Source organism: Thalassovita mediterranea, from assembly GCA_019448215.1.
GTDB lineage: Bacteria > Pseudomonadota > Alphaproteobacteria > Caulobacterales > Hyphomonadaceae > Henriciella.
Genome location: CP080408.1, coordinates 327987 through 347247 on the forward strand (window position 1 = coordinate 327987; position 19261 = coordinate 347247).

Below are 19261 nucleotides of genomic sequence, written 5' to 3' on the forward strand. Positions count from 1 at the left end.
CCCCCTTCGACCCGCATTCGCGGGCCACTTCCCCCGCGCGCGGGGGAAGAAGAAGCCACGCTGGCGTCAGGCTTCCCTCCCCCGTTTACGGGGGAGGTGCCCGGCAGGGCGGAGGGGGCCTCAGCCGCAAAATCGGGCGAGGCCAACGTATGATCGCACCGACCCTGCGCGCCGTTTTCCTGATGCTGGCCGGGCTGCCTGTGCTCGTGGTGATTGCGATTGCCGCGCCGGGGCTCTGGACGCTGTCGGCTGGGTGGATCGCAGGGGTGCTGGCGCTGATGCTGGCGGACACCGCGCTTGTCGCGCGTGCCTCGGACCTCAGCATCGAGGTCGATGCGCCGCCGCTTCTCTACATTTCAGGCGATGATCCGGTAGCGGTTACCTACCGGTTTCGCCGGGGGCCCCTGCCCCGTCTGGTCGAGACGGAGATGGAGACCAACGAGCTGATCGAGCCGCCCGTGCGCAAATGGCTGAAAGGCTTCAGCGACAATGCGCACACGGCTGAATATACGCTGACGCCGCTGCGCCGGGGGACCGGACGCATCGAGCGGATATGGGCGCGCTGGAAAGGCCCGCTTGGGCTTGTCGCCATTCGCAAGACCGAGACGCTCGGCACCGAACTCGCCATCACGCCGAACACACGCTGGGTGAAGGATGAGGCCGTGCGGCTTTATCAGCGCGACGCCGACTTTGGCATCAAGATGCAGATTGACCGCGGCGACGGGTCTGAGTTCGATGCCCTGCGGGAGTTCACCGCCGGCATGGACAGGCGCGCCATCGACTGGAAGCATTCTGCCCGGCACAACACGCTGCTCGCCAAGGAATTTCGCACCGAGCGCAACCACAATATCGTCTTCGCCTTCGATACGGGCCGGCTGATGAGCGAGCCGCTGCGAGGCGTCCCCAAGATCGACCGGGCGATCAACTCCGCGCTTCTGCTCGCCTATGTGTCGCTCCGCTCAGGTGACCGCACCGCCATATTCGGCTTTGATGCGCGCCCCGGCGTTGCCTCCAGCCTGCTGACCGGCCCCGGCGCCTTCCCGCATGTGCAGAAGCTTGCCTCAGAGCTCGACTACTCGGCAGAGGATGCGAACTACACGCTTGCGCTGACCTCGCTCGCCGGGCGTCTGGAGCGGCGCTCGCTCATCATCCTGTTTACCGACTTCGTCGACACGATCTCAGCCGAGCTGATGCTGGAGAATGTCCGCCGCCTCACCGACAAGCACATTGTCGTCTTTGCCACCTTCGAAGACGAGGCGCTTTCCTCAATGATCGACGCCGAACCGCTCCAGTCAGAAGACGTAAGCCGCGCCGTCATCGCCGATACGCTGCTGCAGGAACGCGAGGTCGTCTTCCGCAAGCTACAGCGCATGGGCGTGCAAATCGTGGAGACGACGCCTGAGAAGTTCGGGTCAGAGCTTGTCTCGCGCTATCTCGACATCAAGCGGAGGGAGCTCATTTGAACGACCGTGTGATGAAATCCTACCGCTTCCGTGAGGAGCGCGAGGCCGACTGGCAGGCGCTGGACCGTATCGTGACACGGGCCGAGAAGCGCGGCGTCAAACGCCTCTCGGATGAGGATATGCTGGCCCTGCCCCGGCTTTACCGTCAGGCGGTCTCTTCCCTGTCCATGGCGCGGTCCATCTCGCTCGACCAGAACCTGCTTGCCTATCTCGAGACGCTATGCGCGCGGGCCTATTTCTTCGTCTATGGCACGCGCGCCAGCATGGGCGCACGGATCGCGCAGTATTTCAGACGGGACTGGCCGGACGCGGTGTCACGCGCCGTCCTGCCGACGCTTCTCGCTGCGCTCTGCCTGTTTGGCGGCGGCCTCCTTGCTTTTGTCCTGACGATGCAGGACCCGGAATGGTTCTGGACGTTCAATTCCGGCTGGGACAGCCGTAACCCGGACGCAGGCTATGATTATCTGCGCTCCACCCTCTACACCGAAGAGACGAACATCGCAGACATGCTGGGCGCGTTCGCCGCGCAGCTATTCTCGCACAACAGTACGATCGCGGTCACAGCCTTTGCGCTGGGATTCTGTCTCGGCATCCCGACGACCATCCTGCTGATCTATAACGGCCTCAGCATTGGCAGCTTCATGGCGGTATTCTTTTCCAAGGGCCTTGGCGCGGAGCTGACCGGCTGGCTGTTCATCCACGGCGTAACAGAGCTGTTCGCCATCGTTCTGGCTGGTGCGGCGGGGTTCATGATTGGCGGGGCTGTAGCCTTTCCCGGCAAGAAGACGCGGATGCATTCGCTGCGCGATACGGGCAATCAGGCCGCTCTCGTCATCATGGGCGCGGTGATCATGCTGTTTATGGCCGCGCTTCTGGAGGGGTTTGGCCGCCAGCTCATCAATAGCGACATGACGCGCTACATCATCGCGCTGGTCACGCTGGTCTTCTGGCTCGCCTATTTCTACTGGCCCCGCCGCAAGGATGAGGCTGCATGATGGCGAGGCGCAAGTCACAGAAGGGCAGCGACGAAACCGAAGCCCGGCGCGAGGCGCTGCGCCGGCGCGACATGCGCGTGAAGGAGCAGGAGCGACAGGCGAGGCGCATCCGCCCGCTGGTCACACCAGAAGGCGCTGCGCTGAACCTGCGCGTGGCGACCGCCTCAGAGCGCGCAGGCGCCTTCCTTCTCGACTTCTCGATCCTGCTGATCACGGTCATCGCCTTCAGCTGGCTGATCGCTATCGCCTTTTCGGAGATGGGGTTTCGCGGCTGGCAGATTGCAGGCTCCATCGCGGCGGTCGTCGTCTTCCTGCTGCGGGTCTTCTACTTCACCTTCTTCGAGATTGGCCGGAAGGCGGCGACACCGGGCAAGCGCGCGCTGGGCCTGCGGGTCGCGGCCCGAAATGGCGGCCGGCTGACGGCGAACGCTGTGCTGGCGCGCAACTTCATGCGGGAGCTGGAAGTCTTCCTGCCGCTGACATTGCTCGTCATGGGGTCTGACGACGCCGTCGGTGCGTGGATCCGCCTTATCGCGCTGGTCTGGGCAGGGACGTTCGTCCTGTTCCCGCTGTTCAATTCGGAAAAGCTGCGCGTTGGCGACCTTATCGCGGGCACGATGGTCATCCATGCCCCGCGCGTGAAGCTGAAGAAGGACATCACCTCTGCCGAGCCACTGGCGACGGCGAGCCAGCACAGCTTTACGCCCGCTGAACTGGACGCCTATGGCATCCATGAGCTCCACGTTCTGGAGGATGTGCTTCGCCAGTCCACGCCTGAGATCAAGGCCAAGGTCGCCGACCGGATCCGCAACAAGATCGGCCGCGAGACGCCGCAGACACCGGACGACCTCGCCTTCCTCGAAGCCTATTACGCCGCGCTTCGGGCCCGGCTTGAACAGCGCATGCTGTTCGGCGAGCGCAAGACCGACAAGTTCGATACGCGCTGAGCCGGTTTTCCCGGAACACCCTCCCCTTTTTCTGCGTTGAAGGCACCGACATCCAGATGTCGCCCGGTGAGGCGACATTCGGGCAATGGGAAGTGGCTGACCTTGGGAGAAGGACAATCAATTCGCAGAATGAAGACATTTGCGCCGACGCAGACTCCTGCCTCGCCTCGAAACTTGAAAAACTCGCGCCGCTTTCGCAGGCGCAGGCAGATCTTCTGGCCTCTCTGGAGAAAGAGAAGGAAGAGATAGGCAAGGATGAAATCCTGGTGAGGCAGGGCGAAAAGCTGGGTGAGCTTTTTATCCTCAAGAAGGGCTGGGTGATTGCGACCCGCGAGGAAATGAGCGGCCATCCTCACATTCCGACCGTATACCATCCCGGCGACATTATCGGCCTCAGCGACGCGGCCTTCGCAGAAACGCCGAACACAACGATTGCCGCCACGAAGCTTGTCGTCTGCCGGTTTCCGCGTGAGCGCCTCACCGATGTTCTAAACCAGTCGCCGCGTATCAGCGGGCTGATCCTCGCGCTCAGCATGATCGATCAGGCCATGATGAATGACCGGCTCGTCGTGAGCCGCCGAACTGACGGCTACCTGCGTCTCGTCCTGTTTCTGCTGCAGACCCTGTCGCGCCTGCGCCTGATGGAGCCGCTTCTCCGCGACCAGTTCCACTGCCCGCTGACACAGGAACAGATTGGCGCGGCGACGGGCCTCTCGGCGGTGCATGTCAGCCGATCCATCAAGAAGCTGCTGAAGCTCGGCCTGATCGAGCGGCACAAGCGCTTTTTCCGCCTAAAAAATGAGCCAGCGCTCAATGAACTCGTCGGTTATGTGAACCGCTATGAGCGCCTCGACCTCAGCTGGTTGCCTGAGAGCGGGTGAACCGCATTGGGGCGGCTGAAGCGTCAATATCCAACAGTGAAGGAATGGTGGGCCCGGAGGGACTTGAACCCCCGACCAGACCGTTATGAGCGGTCCGCTCTAACCAACTGAGCTACAGGCCCTGATCGCATCGACTGTGCGGTTTGCAACATGACGCCGTCACGATGGTGCCGCAATGGCCTAATTGAATGGTGACTGCAAGTCCGCATCCCTCGTGGACGCCAAAGGAGACGTAGAAGATGAAAATGCCATCAGCCCGCACCCTGCTCGCCAGTTCGGTTGTCGTAGCCGCCCTTGCTGGCGGTGCCGCCATTGCCCAGCAATCGGCCACGTCGCCGAGCGTGCCGAACCAGCAGCCGGTGCCGTCAAACCACGCAAACTCCATCCAGCCCGAAACGACGCTTTCGGTGTCAGCTTCCGGCGAGGTTTCGCGCGCACCTGACATCGCGACGATTACCGCCGGTGTCGAAACCGAAGCAGAGACGGCATCTGCCGCGATGAGCCAGAATGCGGCCTCCATGGACGGCGTCTATTCCGCGCTTGAGGCAGCAGGTGTCGCAGGCCGCGACATGCAGACCTCGAACCTGTCGCTGCAGCCGCGCTATGACTATTCAAACCGCGACGGCGCCCCGCCCCGCCTCGTTGGCTATTCGGCGAGCAACCAGCTCAGCGTGAAAGTGCGTGATCTCGACAATCTCGGCCGCACCATGGATGCGATTGTGCAGGAAGGCGGCAACACGATTTCCGGGCTCCAGTTCAGCCTCGATGACCCGACCGAGGCGCGCAACGAGGCCCGCCGTCAGGCCATCCAGACCGCTGTGCGCCGCGCCAATCTCTATGCGCAGGAAACCGGCTACCGCGTTGCACGCATCGTGACGATCAATGAGCAATCGAGCGGCGGCTACCAGCCCCAGCCGATGATGGCGATGCGCGCCGAGGCCGCTGATGCTTCCACCAAGGTCGCCCGCGGCGAAGTCAGCTATTCGGTGACGGTCGACGTGACGTTCGAGCTTCGCCAATAGGCGCAGCCGCGCCGAGCGCGAGACATGAAAAAGGGCGGGCCCAGTCGCGGGTCCGCCCTTCTTTTTATCTCAATGCGCTAGCGCTGGCCTAGTAAGCCGCGCTTGGCGTTTTCTGTTCGTTGGCATCGTCCAGCAGAACGACGGTCGGTGCGTGCTGGCGGGCTTTCTCTGCCTCGATCGAGGCGAAAGCGGCGATGATCACCTTGTCGCCTACCGAGAAGTGGCGGGCTGCAGCGCCGTTCACGCCAATCGTACGGGAGCCGCGCGGCGCTTCGATTGCATAGGTCTGGATACGGGCACCATTGGTGACATTCCAGATGTCGACACGCTCATTCGGCAGGATGCCGGATGCGTCGAGCAGTTCCTGGTCGATGGAAACGGAGCCCTCATAGTGAAGGTCGCACTGGGTCACAGTGGCCGAGTGCAGTTTCGCTTTCAGCATGTTGAGAAGCATTTCGGGTCTCCAATGGCTCTCTGCATTTGCCCCAAGATATATATGGGCGCGATTGCCCCTACGTAAAGGCATTTGACGCGCCGCAACAACCAGCGCCTTAAAGCATAATGGCTGGGGCGGGTGAAGGGTTTCACCGCGTCATGCCATGAAATTCTGCATGAACACCCCTGTTAGACGCCCGGCTTCAACGTAGATATTCTTTATCCGAGACCCATGACAGCCATGGCAAGCCGGGCGCAGAAGGACACCTCGGAGCTTATGTTTCTGGTAGATTATTCCGAATGGATCGCCATCGCGATCATCCTCGTCATGCTGGTCAGCTTCCTTCTGGAACGCCTGCCGCCAGCGGCGACCGCCATTGCTGGTGCCGCGGCATTCCTGGCGCTGGGCTATGTCGGCGAAGAGCGCGCGCTAGGTGCCTTTGCCAACAGCGCACCGATCACGATTGGCGCGATGTTCATCCTCGCCGCCGCCCTGCAGCGCACCGGCGTGCTTGAACATCTCGCCTCGCGCATCCTGGCGCTGGCGGACACCTCCCGGCTGGGCGCGATCCTGCTTGTGGCGATCGTGACCATTGCGGCCTCAGGCTTCGTGAACAATACCGCCGTCGTCGTGATCCTGGTGCCCGTCGTCATTGCGCTGGCGCAGAAGCTTTCAGTGTCCAAGAAGCGGCTTCTCATCCCGCTCTCCTACATCTCGATCCTTGGCGGCACGCTAACGCTGATTGGCACCTCCACGAACCTGATCGTTGCCGGCGTCGCCTTCTCTCGCGGGCTGGAGCGGTTCAGCATCTTCGAGATCACTGGCATCGGCCTTGTTACGCTCGGTGTGACGCTCAGCTTCCTTCTCGTCTTCGGGCGCTGGCTGCTGCCTTCGGGTGAGCCGGATGACGATGCCGACATCAAGCCGCAGACTTTTCTGACCGACATCTTTCCCAATGAGGACACCAAGGCGATCGGCGTCAGCCCCGACGACCTGCCAGCGCTGAAGGTAAAAGGCGTGAAGCTCGTCTCCCAGCGGCGCGGCAATCGTATCGTCACGGCCAAGGATGATGACCGCGAACTTGCCGCCGGTGACCGCCTGACCATCCGTGCCACGCTGGAAGAGCTTCTGACCTTTGCGGGCAGCGAGACCTTCAAGACTGGGCTGCGCCTTCGTCGGCATCATGCCGATGAGCCGAAACAGGTACAGGCCACCATCACGCCGACCGACTCCAATATCGGCCGCCCGCTCTCGCTCCTCTCTTACCTTTCAGACTATCAAATCACGGTGCGCGGCTTGGCCCGTCCGGGCAATCAGCCGGGGCCGACTCTGGCGAGCTGCCGCCTGCGCGCTGGTGACAGGCTGCTGCTGGAAGGCAGCGAAGCGACGCTGCGCTCTCTGGCAAGCTCCACACCGCTCGTCATTGAGCAGGAAGTCGATGCCGTCCCATTCCGCCGGGGGCACGCACCGATTGCCATCGGCACGCTGGCCGGTGTGATCCTGGCCAGTGCGCTGTTCAGCTTTCCGATCGTTCTCTCTGCGCTGATCGGTGTGGGGATCGTCATGGCCACAGGGTGCATCACGGCCACCGATGCCTGGCGCTCGCTTCAGGCCAATGTGCTCGCCCTCATCGTCGCCATGCTGATCGTCGGCCAGGGGCTGGAACAGGCAGGCGCCGTCGATGTGATCGTGTCGGGCGTATCGCCGCTCCTGCTGGCGGCCTCGCCCTTCATCGTGCTGCTGCTCATCTATGCGCTGACATCGGTCCTGACAGAACTTGTGACCAATGCCGCGGTCGCCGTCATCATGACGCCGCTTGTGATCGAGCTGGCCAGCAATCTCGGCATGGATCCGCGCGCACTCGTGCTGGCAGTGATGTTCGGGGCGAGCGCGAGCTTTGCTTCGCCCATTGGCTATCAGACCAATACGATCGTCTACACGGCGGGTGGCTACAGGTTTGCCGACTTCCTGAAGGTCGGCCTGCCGATGAATGTCATAGCAGGCCTCGCTTCATGTACGGCGATCTGGATGTTCTTCCTGTAGCTCAGCCTACCATTCGGCGACGATCTTGCCGAAATGCTTGCCCGCCTGCTGGTAGGCAAAGGCGTCGCCGAGCTCTCCAAGGCCGAAGCTCTTGTCGATGACAGGCTTCAGGCCGCCATGTTCGATGGCGCGAATAAAGTCCTGCTGGTCCGCGCGGGAGCCGACGATGAGGCCTTCCAGTCGCGCCTGCTTCTGCATGAGGAGCGCCGTTGGCACATCGCCGCTAACGCCCGTCAGCACGCCGATCAGCGCAATGTGACCGCCGACACGCACCGCCTTGATCGATTGCGACAGCGTGCCAGCGCCGCCAACTTCGACCACGACGTCAGCGCCGCGCCCACCGGTGAGCTTTCCAACCGTCGAGCCCCATTTTTCATCGCTCTTGTAGTTGATCACATGATCAGCACCGAGCGCTTTGACCCGCTCCAGTTTCTCATCTGAGGAAGAGGTCGCGATGACTTCAGCGCCCATCATCTTGGCGATCTGGACCGCGAAGATCGACACCCCGCCGGTGCCGAGCGCAAGAACCGTGTCGCCAGCTTTCAGGCCGCCATCGACCACAAGCGCGCGCCATGCGGTGAGGCCTGCCGTCGTGATCGTGGCCGCTTCAGCATGGCTCCAGCCCTTCGGCGCTTTGGTAAAGCTGGTCGCCTTGGCCACCACGGCTTCGCGCGCATAACCGTCAATGCCGTCGCCCGGCGTGCCGGAGAAGTCTGACACGCGCGCCGGACCGGCCAGCCATTGCGGGAAGAAGGTCGAGACGACATGGTCGCCTTTGGCAAAGTCGCAGACGCCTTCGCCGACCGCTTCAACAACGCCTGCCCCGTCTGACATCGGGATGCGCCCGTCAGCTGGCTTGCTCTGGCCCGAGCAGACGATGAGGTCGTGGAAGTTCAGCGACGTCGCATGCAGGCGTACACGGATCTCGCCCGGCCCCGGCTTTCCGGCGTCATTGATGTCGACGAGGTTGAGTTTGTCGAAACCACCCGGGGCGGCAATCTTCACGGCTTTCATGGCAAGGCTCCTGCGATATCTGTCTGCGCCCCAGAGGTTGGCCCGCGCATCTCTATCGGCAAGCCCTGCCGCCGCGATTTTCTAGATCCGCCAGGGCGGAAACCGGCGATAATCCCCCGCCTGATAGAGGCAGATACGGTTGCCTGCCGGGTCTCTCAGATAGGCTTCGCGCCAGCCCCAGCTCTGGTCTTCGGGCGGGCTGAGAAAGTCGAGCCCCGCTCCCGTCAGGCGCCCATATTCGGCATTGAGATCATCTACTTCGAAATAGATGAGCGGCTCGTCGCACCCCTGCCAGCCTTCGACATGGTGCAGCGAAAAGGTCGCCGGTTCGCCGCCATCTGCGTCCGGGCACTCAAAGCGCGCATAGCGCGGCGGGCTGTCGACGATCTGGATGAGGCCAAGCGTCTTGTAGAAAGCAACGCTGGCGGCGTAGTCGATACACGGCACGGTGACCTGATTAAGCCTCATAGTCTCTACCCTCCCAGATGCAGGACGATTTCGCGCCGGTGTGGGCGGTCGCGGTGTTCGAACAGATAGATGCCCTGCCAAGTGCCGAGCATCATGGCGCCATTCTGCACCGGGATGGAGAGCGATGTCTGCGTCAGCGCTGCCTTGATATGGGCGGGCATATCGTCAGGCCCTTCGCTATTGTGGCGCACCCAACCCATCGAGGCTTCATCGGTATGCGGGACCAGCCTGCGGAAGAACTCATTGAGGTCAGCCAGCACATCCGGGTCGGCGTTTTCCTGAATGAGCAGCGAGCAGGATGTATGGCGCACGAAGAGGGTGAGCAGCCCCTCATCAAGGCCCGTATGGCTCAACGCGTCTTCGACCTGCGCCGTAAAGTCATAAAGGCCGGGCCCGGATATCTGCAGTGTCAGCGTGGTGATCATGGCGGCTCCCTTGCCTCACAAAGTGCCGCGATCAGGCCGGGGAATGCAACCGCCTGTCAGGCGTCAGGCCGCTTCCAGTTCTTCAGGCGCTTCACAGGCGGAGACAGACTGCGAGATCAGCTCTGCCTCTCCGAAGATGGTCATGAAGCTGATATCGGCGGCGTCACGCCCGCAGATGATGCGGACGAGCTTTTCAGGCTCTGCCATGCCCGTCGGGTCGACCAGGTGCCAGTTGCCATCCAGCCAGACATCGACGACGGCATGGAAGTCTGGCGGCGTCAGTCCCGGCGCATAGGCCGACACCATACGCGCGGGGATACCGACCGCGCGGCAGAAGCTGATCAGGACATGCGCATAGTCACGGCAGACGCCAGCGCGCGAGGCGAACGTATCGGCCGCCGTCGTCTTGGCGTTGCTTGCGCCGGGCGTGTAGGTGAAGGCACCGCGGATCCAGTCAATCATGGCGAGCACCTGATCGCCGCCATTGAGGTGCGAGAACTCCGTCCAGGCAAAGCTCTCAAGGTCTGCGCCTGCAGAATAATGGCTCGGCATCAGGAAGCCGATCACGCTGGCAGGAAGGTGCGGGCGCGGCGGCACGCGGCGCCCGGCGATGGAGAGCTTTGGCCGCAGGACATTCACGGTCGCCTGATAGCGAAGGGAAACGTCGCCTTCGGCCACCATCCAGTTGCGCCGGTCATTGCGGCTTGCATAGCGCACACCCTGAAGAAGGCTCTGCCCATTGGAGGAAAGCTCTTCGCTGACGATATACTGGTCGCGTCCCGGCCGCGCGCGCAGGGCCAGCAGCACGTCGGATTCGTGCGGAAAGCGATAGTCAAGGCGGGCGTCGATCGTCACGCGCATGGGGAAGACTTTCAATGTAGGATGGCACTCTGGCGGCGCGCTGTTACCTGTTCATTGAACGCGGTTCAAGAGCTTGTGGTTGCCGGAACTGCAAGCTTTTTCGTTGACATCGCTAAGCGGCGTTCTTTTATATTGTGCACAATATTATTGCTCAGCGACAAAGGAGACTGGAATGAGCGAACTCTATGCAACGGAAGTGACCGCGACAGGCGGTCGTCAGGGCGACATCAAGTCCGATGATGGCATCCTGCAGCTAGAACTGGCCCCGCCAGCAGGCCTCGGCGGGCCGGGCGGCAAGACCAATCCGGAACAGATGTTTGCTGGTGGGTTTGCGGCCTGTTTCGGTAATGCCGTGATCCATACGGCGCGTGCGCAGAAGCTGCCGGTCAAGGACCGCGACGTTGAAGTTGTCGCCCGCGTCGGCCTCGGACCGAACGGCTCTGGCGGCTTTGGCCTCAGCGTCGCACTTGAGACCACCATTGCAGGCCTCGATCAGGACGCTGCTGAAAAGCTCGTCGAAGCCGCCGAAAAAGTCTGCCCCTACTCCAATGCGGTGCGCGGCAATGTGGATGTTGCGTATAGTGTGAAGACGCGGTGATATCGCGTCCATCATGACTGAAGACCAGCACCCGGACGATCCACTCCGCCTCGACCGCCAGATCTGTTTCCCGCTCTACGCAGCGTCGAACCTGATCAACAGGCTGTATCGTCCGGTGCTGTCAAAGCTCGGCCTGACCTACCCGCAATATCTCGTCATGCTCGCGCTATGGGAGCAAGCACCGCGCACGGTCGGGGCCCTCGGCGAAGCGCTCTATCTCGACAGTGGTACACTGACCCCGCTGCTCAAGCGGATGGAGCAGGCCGGGCTTCTGACACGCAAGCGTGACCCGGAAGACGAACGCCGCGTGCAGGTCGACCTGACCAGCGAAGGCCGCGCCCTGAAGGCCGAGGCCCAGCGCGTCCCCGAAACCCTGACCGCCGGCTTTGAAGGCGACCCTGCTGACGTCGAAAAGCTCCGCGACAGCGTCCAGGCGCTGGTCGCGACGCTGGCGAGGCATCAGACGCGGTGAACTGACGTCAGTTTCTAATAGGGCATACCTGTATAAGGGCTCACCCGGCGGCCCTGGCTGTCCGTATAACACGTGAACTCGTAACCCGGCGTGCCACCGCGTACACAGGTGCGCCAGAGGTTCGCGCGGTTGCGATAATAATCCGCCCTCTGATTGTTCTCGATCTTCTCCTCATAGTCGAATATCTTTTCCCAGATCCACTGGATCTTTGCCTTTGCCGGTTCGTAGCCCGCCGCTTCTGCCTCGCTATAGTAGCCGAGGACATAGTTGTAGAATTCGAGGTTCTCCTCATGGTCGGCGTAGTTGGTGCGGCCCGGCCGGTTATGCGGGGCGCTAGGCAGCTCCATCTCACCCATGAAATAATAACCAGCGCCATTGCCGGCACGAGCTGCCTCAGCATAGGCCGCCCAGGCATCATTCAGCTGGCGGCTGGCGCGATAGAGCTGGGCGAGTTCGATCAGCATGCTCGTCTCACCGCGTTTGCGGGCTGCTTCGAACATTGCTCGTTTCGCATCTACATTCGGCTCAATGCGTGCTGCAGCAACGAGGTCTGATACTGGCGCAAGCTGTAGCAGGTCCGAATTTTCGAACGTCGCTGTGTATGCGGGCCTGTAATAGTCATTGCAGGCGCCTGGATCGCCGGGAATGAGCCCGGCGCGCACCCAGCCCTCATTGCGAAGGCCATAGGTCCTGCTTGCTTCGTCGATCTCGCTCCAGCGCCCTTCGCGAATGGCCGCCACCAGCACGGCGTGGCACTTTTCTGCCGCCGACCTCAGGCCCGCGACCCGCGCAGCCTCTGCGGCTTCGGCAGCTTCTCGCTCGGCACGTTCTCTTGTAATCCGCGCGCTGATCTCTGCCTGCGTTGCCGCCATCGCGGCGTCACGCTGGCTTCGCCATTGCGCAAGCGCCTCGGTGCCGCTTGTGCCCCCCTCATGGATGACCTTGGTGTTTGCCCAATACTCTGTAACGACACCGGCCCCATCCTCGGTTGTCGCTGCCGTATAGAAACGCTGCTTTGGCGCGGCCCCGGTGGTGGTGCGATCAAGGGAAAGATAGCTTTCGAGCGATGCACTTTCCGCAATCGCCGCGCGAGGGCCCTTGGCTGACAGCAAATAGCGCCTACCAGCCGGGCTATCCTTCACCACGGCGTATCCGAATGGCTGGCGATAGGCGTCCGTGCGCACCACGCCTCGCACGCCATCCGGGAGGGCCATCGGCGCGCCATCATCTGCGAGCGGATGAAATATCGGCTGCGTGCCAAGACCCGGGCCGAGCTGCACCTCACCAACGGGGACGGCGAGCACCTGCGCTGCGCCGCGATCAAGCGGGCGGTCACCCGTCTGGTTGATATAGGCGTCATAGTCTTTCTGCCAGAGGAAGCGTATCCAGTTCAGGATGACTGCGCCCGCAGGCGCAGTCACCGTTTTTCCGCTCGTCTGGTCGATGATGACGTAGCGCTTACCCTCGCCTGTGTCCTGACGTGCCATCAACACATCGCCGTGATAGGCGATATAGCCGCCGGGGGCGAAATCATTGGTATCGAACGCGGTTGAATTGGCGACTTCGGCAATCTTCCGGCCCGTCTGGTGATACACCGTCAGCGTGCTGCCTGTTCGGCAAGCGACATATTCCTCGCGCACCAGCGGCAGTCTTTCTTCGCAGACAGGGCGCACCTTGATGTCATTGTCGTGTGCCGCAAGGCCGAACGTGTAGCCGCGCCGCTGACGCTCATCCGGCTTCAGCACATAGCGAAGACCTCCAGCGGTCGTCGTCACGTCGTTCCACTGCTCGACCGGGACGCCGTTATTGATCTGCGACCGGATACACATACCGCCGCGCTGCTTCTGGCAGCAGGAGTCCGTAAACGGGCAGATCCCCTGCCCTGAGGCCGGCAGTGCCGCAACCAGTCCGACCAGCCCGATCAAGGCCGCCAGAATTCCCCCACGCATCATGCAACGTCCCCACCCACAAACTGAGACCGAAATCAGTCTCGCTCAGGAGAAGATATCTTCGAAAACGACAAACCCTGCAATCGCGAGGTTGATTGCGAGACCGTCAGCCTATTCGCTCAATGAGTTCCCGTGCCGCCAGAGGGTCACGGGCCTTTGCGCCTGAGATGAAGAAGGCAAAGACATCGCGCGTCTTCGACCACGCCTTCAGCGTACCCGCCCACTCATCAAGCGCTGAGGGCGCATAACCTGCCTTGTATGTCTCACGGCTCTCCTGAAGGCGCGCATAGGCGAAGCTCGCCGTCTCCACGTCCGGCATCGGCCAGTCCTCGGCGTCAGAATAGACAAGCGCGCAATCGTGCTGGCGCAGCATGTCGGTGAAAGCTTCGGTCTTGAACGTGTCGTTGCGCACTTCGATGGCGTGGCGCAGTTGCACGCCATCGCTCTCTGCTGGAAGCGCGCCGAGAAAGGCTGAAAAATAATCGGCCTCGAACTTGCGGCTCTCGGGAAACTGCCAGTTGATTGCACCCAGTCTGTCGCCAAGCTCCGTGACGCCGCCGGAGACGAACCAGTCGATAGCCTCCTTCATCTCAGCGGCGGTTTTGCGAGACGTGGTGAAACGCTGCGCCTTCACTGTGAACTTGAAACCATCGGGGGTCTGCTCCGCCCAGTTCTCGAAGACATGAGGCTTTTGATTGCGATAGAAGGTTGAGTTGATCTCGATCGCCGTCAGCTGGCGCGAGGCGTATTCAAGCTGGCGCTTTTTTGCGAGGTCAGCCGGGTAGAAGGTTTCCTCCCAGGGCTCATAATTCCAGCCGCCAATTCCGATGCGAATGGGGTGGATCATAGATCAATGCTCCGATCAAAAAAGGCGGCCCGTGGGACCGCCTTTTCAAACTTAAGTATCCAGGAAGCTCCGCAGCTTGCGGCTCCGGCTTGGGTGCTTGAGCTTTCTCAGCGCCTTTGCCTCGATCTGACGGATACGTTCGCGCGTCACGCTGAACTGCTGGCCGACCTCTTCCAGCGTGTGGTCGGTGTTCATGCCGATGCCGAAGCGCATGCGCAGGACACGTTCCTCACGCGGGGTGAGCGAGGCGAGCACGCGGGTCGTGGTTTCGCGAAGGTTGGACTGGATCGCGCTGTCGACAGGCAACAGCGCCATCTTGTCCTCGATGAAGTCGCCGAGATTCGAGTCCTCGTCGTCGCCAATCGGCGTTTCGAGCGAGATCGGCTCTTTCGCAATCTTGAGGACCTTGCGGATCTTCTCCAGCGGCAGACCAAGCTTTTCAGCTAGCTCTTCCGGGGTCGGCTCGCGGCCAATCTCGTGCAGCATCTGGCGCTGGCTGCGGACGATCTTGTTGATCGTCTCGATCATGTGCACCGGAATACGGATCGTGCGGGCCTGGTCCGCGATGGACCGGGTAATCGCCTGACGAATCCACCAGGTCGCATAGGTCGAGAATTTGTAACCGCGGCGGTATTCGAATTTATCGACCGCCTTCATCAGGCCGATATTGCCTTCCTGGATCAGGTCGAGGAATTGCAGGCCGCGATTGGTGTATTTCTTGGCGATGGAGATCACGAGGCGCAGGTTTGCCTCAACCATTTCCTTCTTGGCGACGCGGGCTTCGCGTTCGCCCTTCTGGACGCGCTGAACAATCTGGCGGAAATCGTCGATCGGGATACCGATCTCCTGCGAAACGGCCGTGATCTCTTCGCGGATCTCGCCGATCTGATCGCCCTGGCTCTCGAAGAAGCTTTCCCACTTCTTCTTGGACTTCGCGTTCTCGAGCGTTTCTTCCTGCCAGTTCGGATTCAGCTCGTTGCCGAAATAGCTTTCGAGGAATTCCTTGCGCGGCACGCCCTTCGCGTCAGCCAGACGCATGAGCTTGCCTTCAAGGCCCATCAGCTTCTTGTTGATGGCGTAGAGCTGTTCAACAAGCGCTTCGATACGCGCATTGTTGATGTGCATCGTCTTGAGATTGTCGACGATGGACTGGGCCAGCGTGTCATACTCTTCGCGCGCATCGGCGGTCAGCGCCTTGCCGGCCATGCGGCGCTCAACGAGGCGCTCCTGCAGTTTGCGGTACTGACCGAAGGCGAGCGCGATCTCGTCCAGCTTGCCAAGCACGCCGTCACGAAGTTCGGCTTCCATGGCCGACATGGACATGGCCTGACCTTCTTCCTCGTCCTCGCGTTCTTCGCGGGCAAGGCGTTCCTCGGTCGTTTCGTTCTCGCGCTCTTTCGCCTCGGCTTCTTTTTCTTCCTCGGTCTTTTCGCGCGGTTCTGGCGTCGGGTTCTCCGCGCCATAGGTCGTTTCAAGGTCGATGAGGTCGCGCAGGAGAATGCGCTCATTCATGAGCTCATCGCGCCAGACCATCATGGCCTCAAAGGTCAGCGGGCTCTCGCAGAGGCCGCGGATCATGGCATCACGGCCGGCCTCGATACGCTTGGCAATCGCGATCTCGCCTTCACGCGACAGAAGCTCAACGGCGCCCATCTCGCGCAGATACATGCGCACAGGGTCATCGGTACGGTCAGAGCCGCGTGCATTGCCCTTTTTGGCAACTGCGCCGCTGGTGCCCGTCTTGGCGACAGCCGTACCCTTGGACGCGCCTTCCACTTCGTCTTCGTTCTCGACGACCTGGATACCCATTTCAGAGAGGGCCGACATCGTATCTTCGATCTGGTCGGAGGACAGCTCCTCCGATGGAAGGACGTTGTTCAGCTCTTCATGCGTGACATAGCCCTTGGACTTTGCCTGCTTGATGAATTTCTTGATCTTCGAGTCGTTGAGATCGAGCACCGGACGGTCGTCGGTCTCGACTTCGGCGCCTTCATTGTCACGCTTCTGGGCTTTCGCCATCTAACTCTCCCGCCTGTTGCAGCATGCCCCCTGCAACATTCAATCAATCAACTGGCCGATCAGTCCTGATCGGTTTGTTCTGCTGCTTCATTGAGACGCGCCACACGTGCCTCACGTTCCGCCACTTCATGCCGACGCCGTCGCCAATTCTCAGGTGACGCTGTCACCTCAGCCTTGGCAACGTCGCCAAATGCGCTGGCGTCGTCGCGGGCCACGTATTGCTCGAGGGCGATAAGCCATTCCCGTTCGTCAGCTCCATCGGGAGCTATAGCAGTTGTTGCGGGATAAGAATTGAGCAAGTCAGCAGCGCGCATGTTTCCAGACTGCACTAAATGGGTCGCGATTGCGCTGCGGTCAACACCTGCGCCTGCGTCAGGCCACGAAATGATCACATCGCGCAAGGTTGCGACATCCTCATCAAGGAAGATCGCCATGGAGAGTAGCTCAAATCCGACATCGATCAGATGGGGCGAATCAATGGCGCGCACCAGCAGGCCGAGGCCCCGCGTCTTGGCTGGCGCACTTGTCTGGTGGGCGCCTTTGACCGGCCCATCGGACCGCCCCGCAGGGCCGCGCGCGCGCCGGCGCATCTGCCAGAGATGGTCATTCTTGCGGGATTTCAGCTCCTGCTCATAGGCCGCGCGCACGCCTGCATGCTGGATCGTAGCCGCCGCCTGCATCAGACGCGCTTCGAGCCCGGCCTGCCTTTCGGGCGTATCAAGTGGCTCTGCGTCGCGCTCCCGGCGCCAGAGCACCTCGATCAGCGGTACTGAGTTGGACAGTGCCTGCTTCATCGCTTCGGGGCCTGACTGGCGGATGAGGTCATCCGGGTCCATCCCGCCAGAGAGCAGACAGAAGAACAAGGTCCGCTCTGGCTGAAGGTGCGGCAGCGCGCGCTCAATCGAGCGGTAAGCGGCGCGAAGGCCCGCTGCGTCACCATCGAAACAGAGAACCGGCTCTGGCCCTGCGCGCCACAGAAGCGCCAGCTGGTCTTCGGTCAGCGCCGTACCGAGCGGGGCGACGGCATGGCCGATCCCCGCCTCTGCCATGGCGATAGCGTCCATATAGCCTTCGGTGACGATCAGCCCACCTTCATCGGTGCTGCCAAAGGCTTCGCGCGCATCCTTGTAGCGATAGAGGACGCGCCCCTTGTGGAAGAGCTCTGTGTCATTGGAATTGAGGTATTTCGGCTTGGCGTCCGGCTGCAGCCCCCTGCCCCCGAAGGCGATGACCTGGCCGCGCACATCGGTGATCGGGAAGATGACGCGCCCACGGAACCGGTCATACGGATCGCCCCCGCCCTCTTTGACGACGGCGAGGCCCGCATCGATAATTTCCTGCATGCCGAAACTTTCGGCTTTCAGATGGTCGATCGTCTTGCGCCAGTCATCGGGCGCATAGCCGAGCCGGTGACGCGCCCAGGCCGCCGCGCCTAGCCCGCGATTTTCCAGATACTCGCGTGCTTCGGTGCCTTCTGCCGCGCGCAACCGGTCCTCGAAGAACTTGCAGGCCGCTTCGCAGCAGGCATAGAGCCGCTTGCGACGGTCATAGGTCTCTTCGTCCTGCGGCGTTGCCTTGGGAAGCTGCATGCCCGCTTCATCGGCAAGCTTCTCGACCGCCTCCATGAAGGACAGCCGCTCGGTCTCCATGACGAAGGAGATGACGTCCCCGCCAATGCCGGATGAGAAGTCCTTGAAGATGCGCTTCTGGTCGTTGACGTAGAAGCTCGGGCTTTTCTCATTGGTGAAAGGCGACAGGCCGACCCATTCCTTGCCCTGCTTCTTCAGCTTCACCTTGCGCCCGATGACATCGGACGGCCGGATGCGGGCCTTCAACTCCTCGACGAAGCCATCTGGTATGCGAATGGAAGCTGACATGAACGCTCAGTGTAACGCAGATGCCGCCCCAAGGGCCACTCTCCAATGCGGCGATCCACAGCCCCGCTCCGGCCTGTGGATAACTAGGCGGGAACGGCGCCTGCCGCTGCCTCCTCCTCCACGCAGATATAGCCTTCGCGCGGCAGCAGGATCCAAGCAATGACCCCCGCCATGACGTCGACCGCCACATGGACAATGATGCCCGGCCAGAGCGAGCCAGACAGGACATAGGTCAGGGTCATGATGATGGTGACCGGCAGGATGCGGACCAGCCCCTGCACGCCCTGATAGATGTGGGCGAGGATGAAGACACCGATCGCGGCCAGCGCCGCCATCCAGAGCGGCATCAGAAGCGCCAGTACGCTGATGAGGAAGGCGCGGAAGATGACTTCCTCGGTGATGCCTGCCGTCACCGCGACCATGAAGAATCCCCAGCAGTCGCGGCGGCGACGCGGCATCAGCGCGTCATAGTCGCCCGAGCCGAACATGGACTGGCGCAGCGTCTCCTGGACTTCTGCATCACGGCGTATCGCGGGTAGCTGGGCGATCTGAAGCGCGAGAAAGCCGAGCGCGACCGCCCAAGCCGCGAACATGCCGATGCCGCTGCCCCACGCAAAGCCGAGCGTCTCCAGTGACCGGCCTGACGAGGTCCATGCCCAGAGACTGATACCGCAGAGCAGCCAGAGAAGCGATCCGGTCACGGTCCAGTGAATGAAAGGGCTGCGCGTCGGCCGGGCGGGCTTGCGAATGCGCCGATAGATGTCCGAGGCCATGCCGCAGACCCAGAGAAGCAGGATCGCACCAAGGCCAATAACGAGTTCGCGTTCTGTCTGAATGAAAGTTTCCATGTGCCACCTGTCGAGGCCGCGCTTCGCAAACTGGACGCGCGGCGATGTCATTGCAGCCCTCTGCTGCTTGAAAGTTCGCTCACTCTCGCTTAATAT

18 protein-coding genes and 1 tRNA gene are annotated in these 19261 nt (G+C 61.7%); 8 read left to right on the plus strand and 11 right to left on the minus strand.

The genetic code is table 11. The annotated features are described in order from the left end of the window. The first annotated feature begins 149 nt into the window (after window positions 1-149). The 4 genes from KUV46_01600 to KUV46_01615 are packed head-to-tail and all read left to right on the plus strand — an operon-like array spanning window position 150 to window position 4286. Window positions 150-1463: a DUF58 domain-containing protein gene (locus KUV46_01600; GenBank protein ID QYJ01101.1), complete on the plus strand. Its 1314-nt coding sequence runs from the start codon at window positions 150-152 to the stop codon at window positions 1461-1463. Continuing rightward, window positions 1460-2458, plus strand: a complete 999-nt coding sequence (locus KUV46_01605; GenBank protein QYJ01102.1) for a stage II sporulation protein M — start codon at window positions 1460-1462, stop codon at window positions 2456-2458. The genes KUV46_01600 and KUV46_01605 overlap by 4 nt, the downstream gene beginning before the upstream one ends. After that, a complete protein-coding gene (locus tag KUV46_01610) occupies window positions 2455-3405 on the plus strand; it encodes an RDD family protein (protein ID QYJ01103.1) in 951 nt (316 codons plus the stop codon). The genes KUV46_01605 and KUV46_01610 overlap by 4 nt, the downstream gene beginning before the upstream one ends. Before the next feature lie 56 nt (window positions 3406-3461). Next, on the plus strand, window positions 3462-4286 hold the full coding sequence (locus KUV46_01615; GenBank protein ID QYJ01104.1) for a Crp/Fnr family transcriptional regulator: 825 nt from the start codon (window positions 3462-3464) through the stop codon (window positions 4284-4286). A 45-nt stretch (window positions 4287-4331) separates the two neighbouring features. Here the strand turns inward: KUV46_01615 and KUV46_01620 are convergent. Beyond that, window positions 4332-4408 (minus strand) — tRNA-Ile (locus tag KUV46_01620). Window positions 4409-4525: 117 nt separating this feature from the next. Here KUV46_01620 and KUV46_01625 point away from each other — a divergent pair. Continuing rightward, a complete protein-coding gene (locus tag KUV46_01625) occupies window positions 4526-5308 on the plus strand; it encodes an SIMPL domain-containing protein (GenBank protein ID QYJ01105.1) in 783 nt (260 codons plus the stop codon). 88 nt (window positions 5309-5396) lie between these two features. Here the strand turns inward: KUV46_01625 and KUV46_01630 are convergent, their stop codons facing one another. Beyond that, on the minus strand, window positions 5397-5762 hold the full coding sequence (locus KUV46_01630; GenBank protein QYJ01106.1) for an aspartate 1-decarboxylase: 366 nt from the start codon (window positions 5760-5762) through the stop codon (window positions 5397-5399). A gap of 258 nt (window positions 5763-6020) precedes the next feature. On the opposite strand from KUV46_01630, the gene KUV46_01635 reads away from it, so the two are divergent. Continuing rightward, a complete protein-coding gene (locus KUV46_01635) occupies window positions 6021-7787 on the plus strand; it encodes an anion permease (protein QYJ01107.1) in 1767 nt (588 codons plus the stop codon). Window positions 7788-7793: 6 nt separating this feature from the next. Here the strand turns inward: KUV46_01635 and KUV46_01640 are convergent, their stop codons facing one another. The 4 genes from KUV46_01640 to KUV46_01655 all read right to left on the minus strand — a co-directional run bounded on the left by KUV46_01640 (window position 7794) and on the right by KUV46_01655 (window position 10555). Further along, window positions 7794-8801, minus strand: a complete 1008-nt coding sequence (locus tag KUV46_01640) for an NAD(P)-dependent alcohol dehydrogenase (protein QYJ01108.1) — start codon at window positions 8799-8801, stop codon at window positions 7794-7796. Between the two features lie 81 nt (window positions 8802-8882). Beyond that, window positions 8883-9269 carry a VOC family protein gene (locus KUV46_01645; GenBank protein ID QYJ01109.1) on the minus strand — a complete coding sequence of 129 codons (387 nt, stop codon included), beginning with the start codon at window positions 9267-9269 and terminating at the stop codon, window positions 8883-8885. A 5-nt stretch (window positions 9270-9274) separates the two neighbouring features. After that, window positions 9275-9694 carry a secondary thiamine-phosphate synthase enzyme YjbQ gene (locus KUV46_01650; protein ID QYJ01110.1) on the minus strand — a complete coding sequence of 140 codons (420 nt, stop codon included), beginning with the start codon at window positions 9692-9694 and terminating at the stop codon, window positions 9275-9277. Window positions 9695-9757: 63 nt separating this feature from the next. Further along, window positions 9758-10555 (minus strand): transglutaminase family protein, encoded by a 798-nt coding sequence (locus KUV46_01655; protein QYJ01111.1) that lies wholly within the window; start codon window positions 10553-10555, stop codon window positions 9758-9760. 172 nt (window positions 10556-10727) lie between these two features. On the opposite strand from KUV46_01655, the gene KUV46_01660 reads away from it, so the two are divergent. Next, window positions 10728-11153 carry an organic hydroperoxide resistance protein gene (locus tag KUV46_01660; protein QYJ01112.1) on the plus strand — a complete coding sequence of 142 codons (426 nt, stop codon included), beginning with the start codon at window positions 10728-10730 and terminating at the stop codon, window positions 11151-11153. 13 nt (window positions 11154-11166) lie between these two features. Then, on the plus strand, window positions 11167-11625 hold the full coding sequence (locus KUV46_01665) for a MarR family transcriptional regulator (protein QYJ01113.1): 459 nt from the start codon (window positions 11167-11169) through the stop codon (window positions 11623-11625). Window positions 11626-11639: 14 nt separating this feature from the next. Here the strand turns inward: KUV46_01665 and KUV46_01670 are convergent, their stop codons facing one another. The 5 genes from KUV46_01670 to KUV46_01690 all read right to left on the minus strand — a co-directional run bounded on the left by KUV46_01670 (window position 11640) and on the right by KUV46_01690 (window position 19216). Next, window positions 11640-13577 (minus strand): hypothetical protein, encoded by a 1938-nt coding sequence (locus KUV46_01670; protein ID QYJ01114.1) that lies wholly within the window; start codon window positions 13575-13577, stop codon window positions 11640-11642. A 103-nt stretch (window positions 13578-13680) separates the two neighbouring features. Next, complete coding sequence (locus KUV46_01675) at window positions 13681-14421, minus strand: DUF72 domain-containing protein (protein ID QYJ01115.1); 741 nt, start codon at window positions 14419-14421, stop codon at window positions 13681-13683. Window positions 14422-14472: 51 nt separating this feature from the next. After that, window positions 14473-16440, minus strand: coding sequence for an RNA polymerase sigma factor RpoD (gene rpoD / locus KUV46_01680; GenBank protein QYJ01116.1), 1968 nt, complete (start codon window positions 16438-16440; stop codon window positions 14473-14475). Window positions 16441-16499: 59 nt separating this feature from the next. Next, complete coding sequence (dnaG, locus tag KUV46_01685) at window positions 16500-18317, minus strand: DNA primase (protein ID QYJ01117.1); 1818 nt, start codon at window positions 18315-18317, stop codon at window positions 16500-16502. Window positions 18318-18400: 83 nt separating this feature from the next. Then, on the minus strand, window positions 18401-19216 hold the full coding sequence (locus KUV46_01690) for a CPBP family intramembrane metalloprotease (protein ID QYJ01118.1): 816 nt from the start codon (window positions 19214-19216) through the stop codon (window positions 18401-18403). Window positions 19217-19261 lie beyond the last annotated feature (45 nt).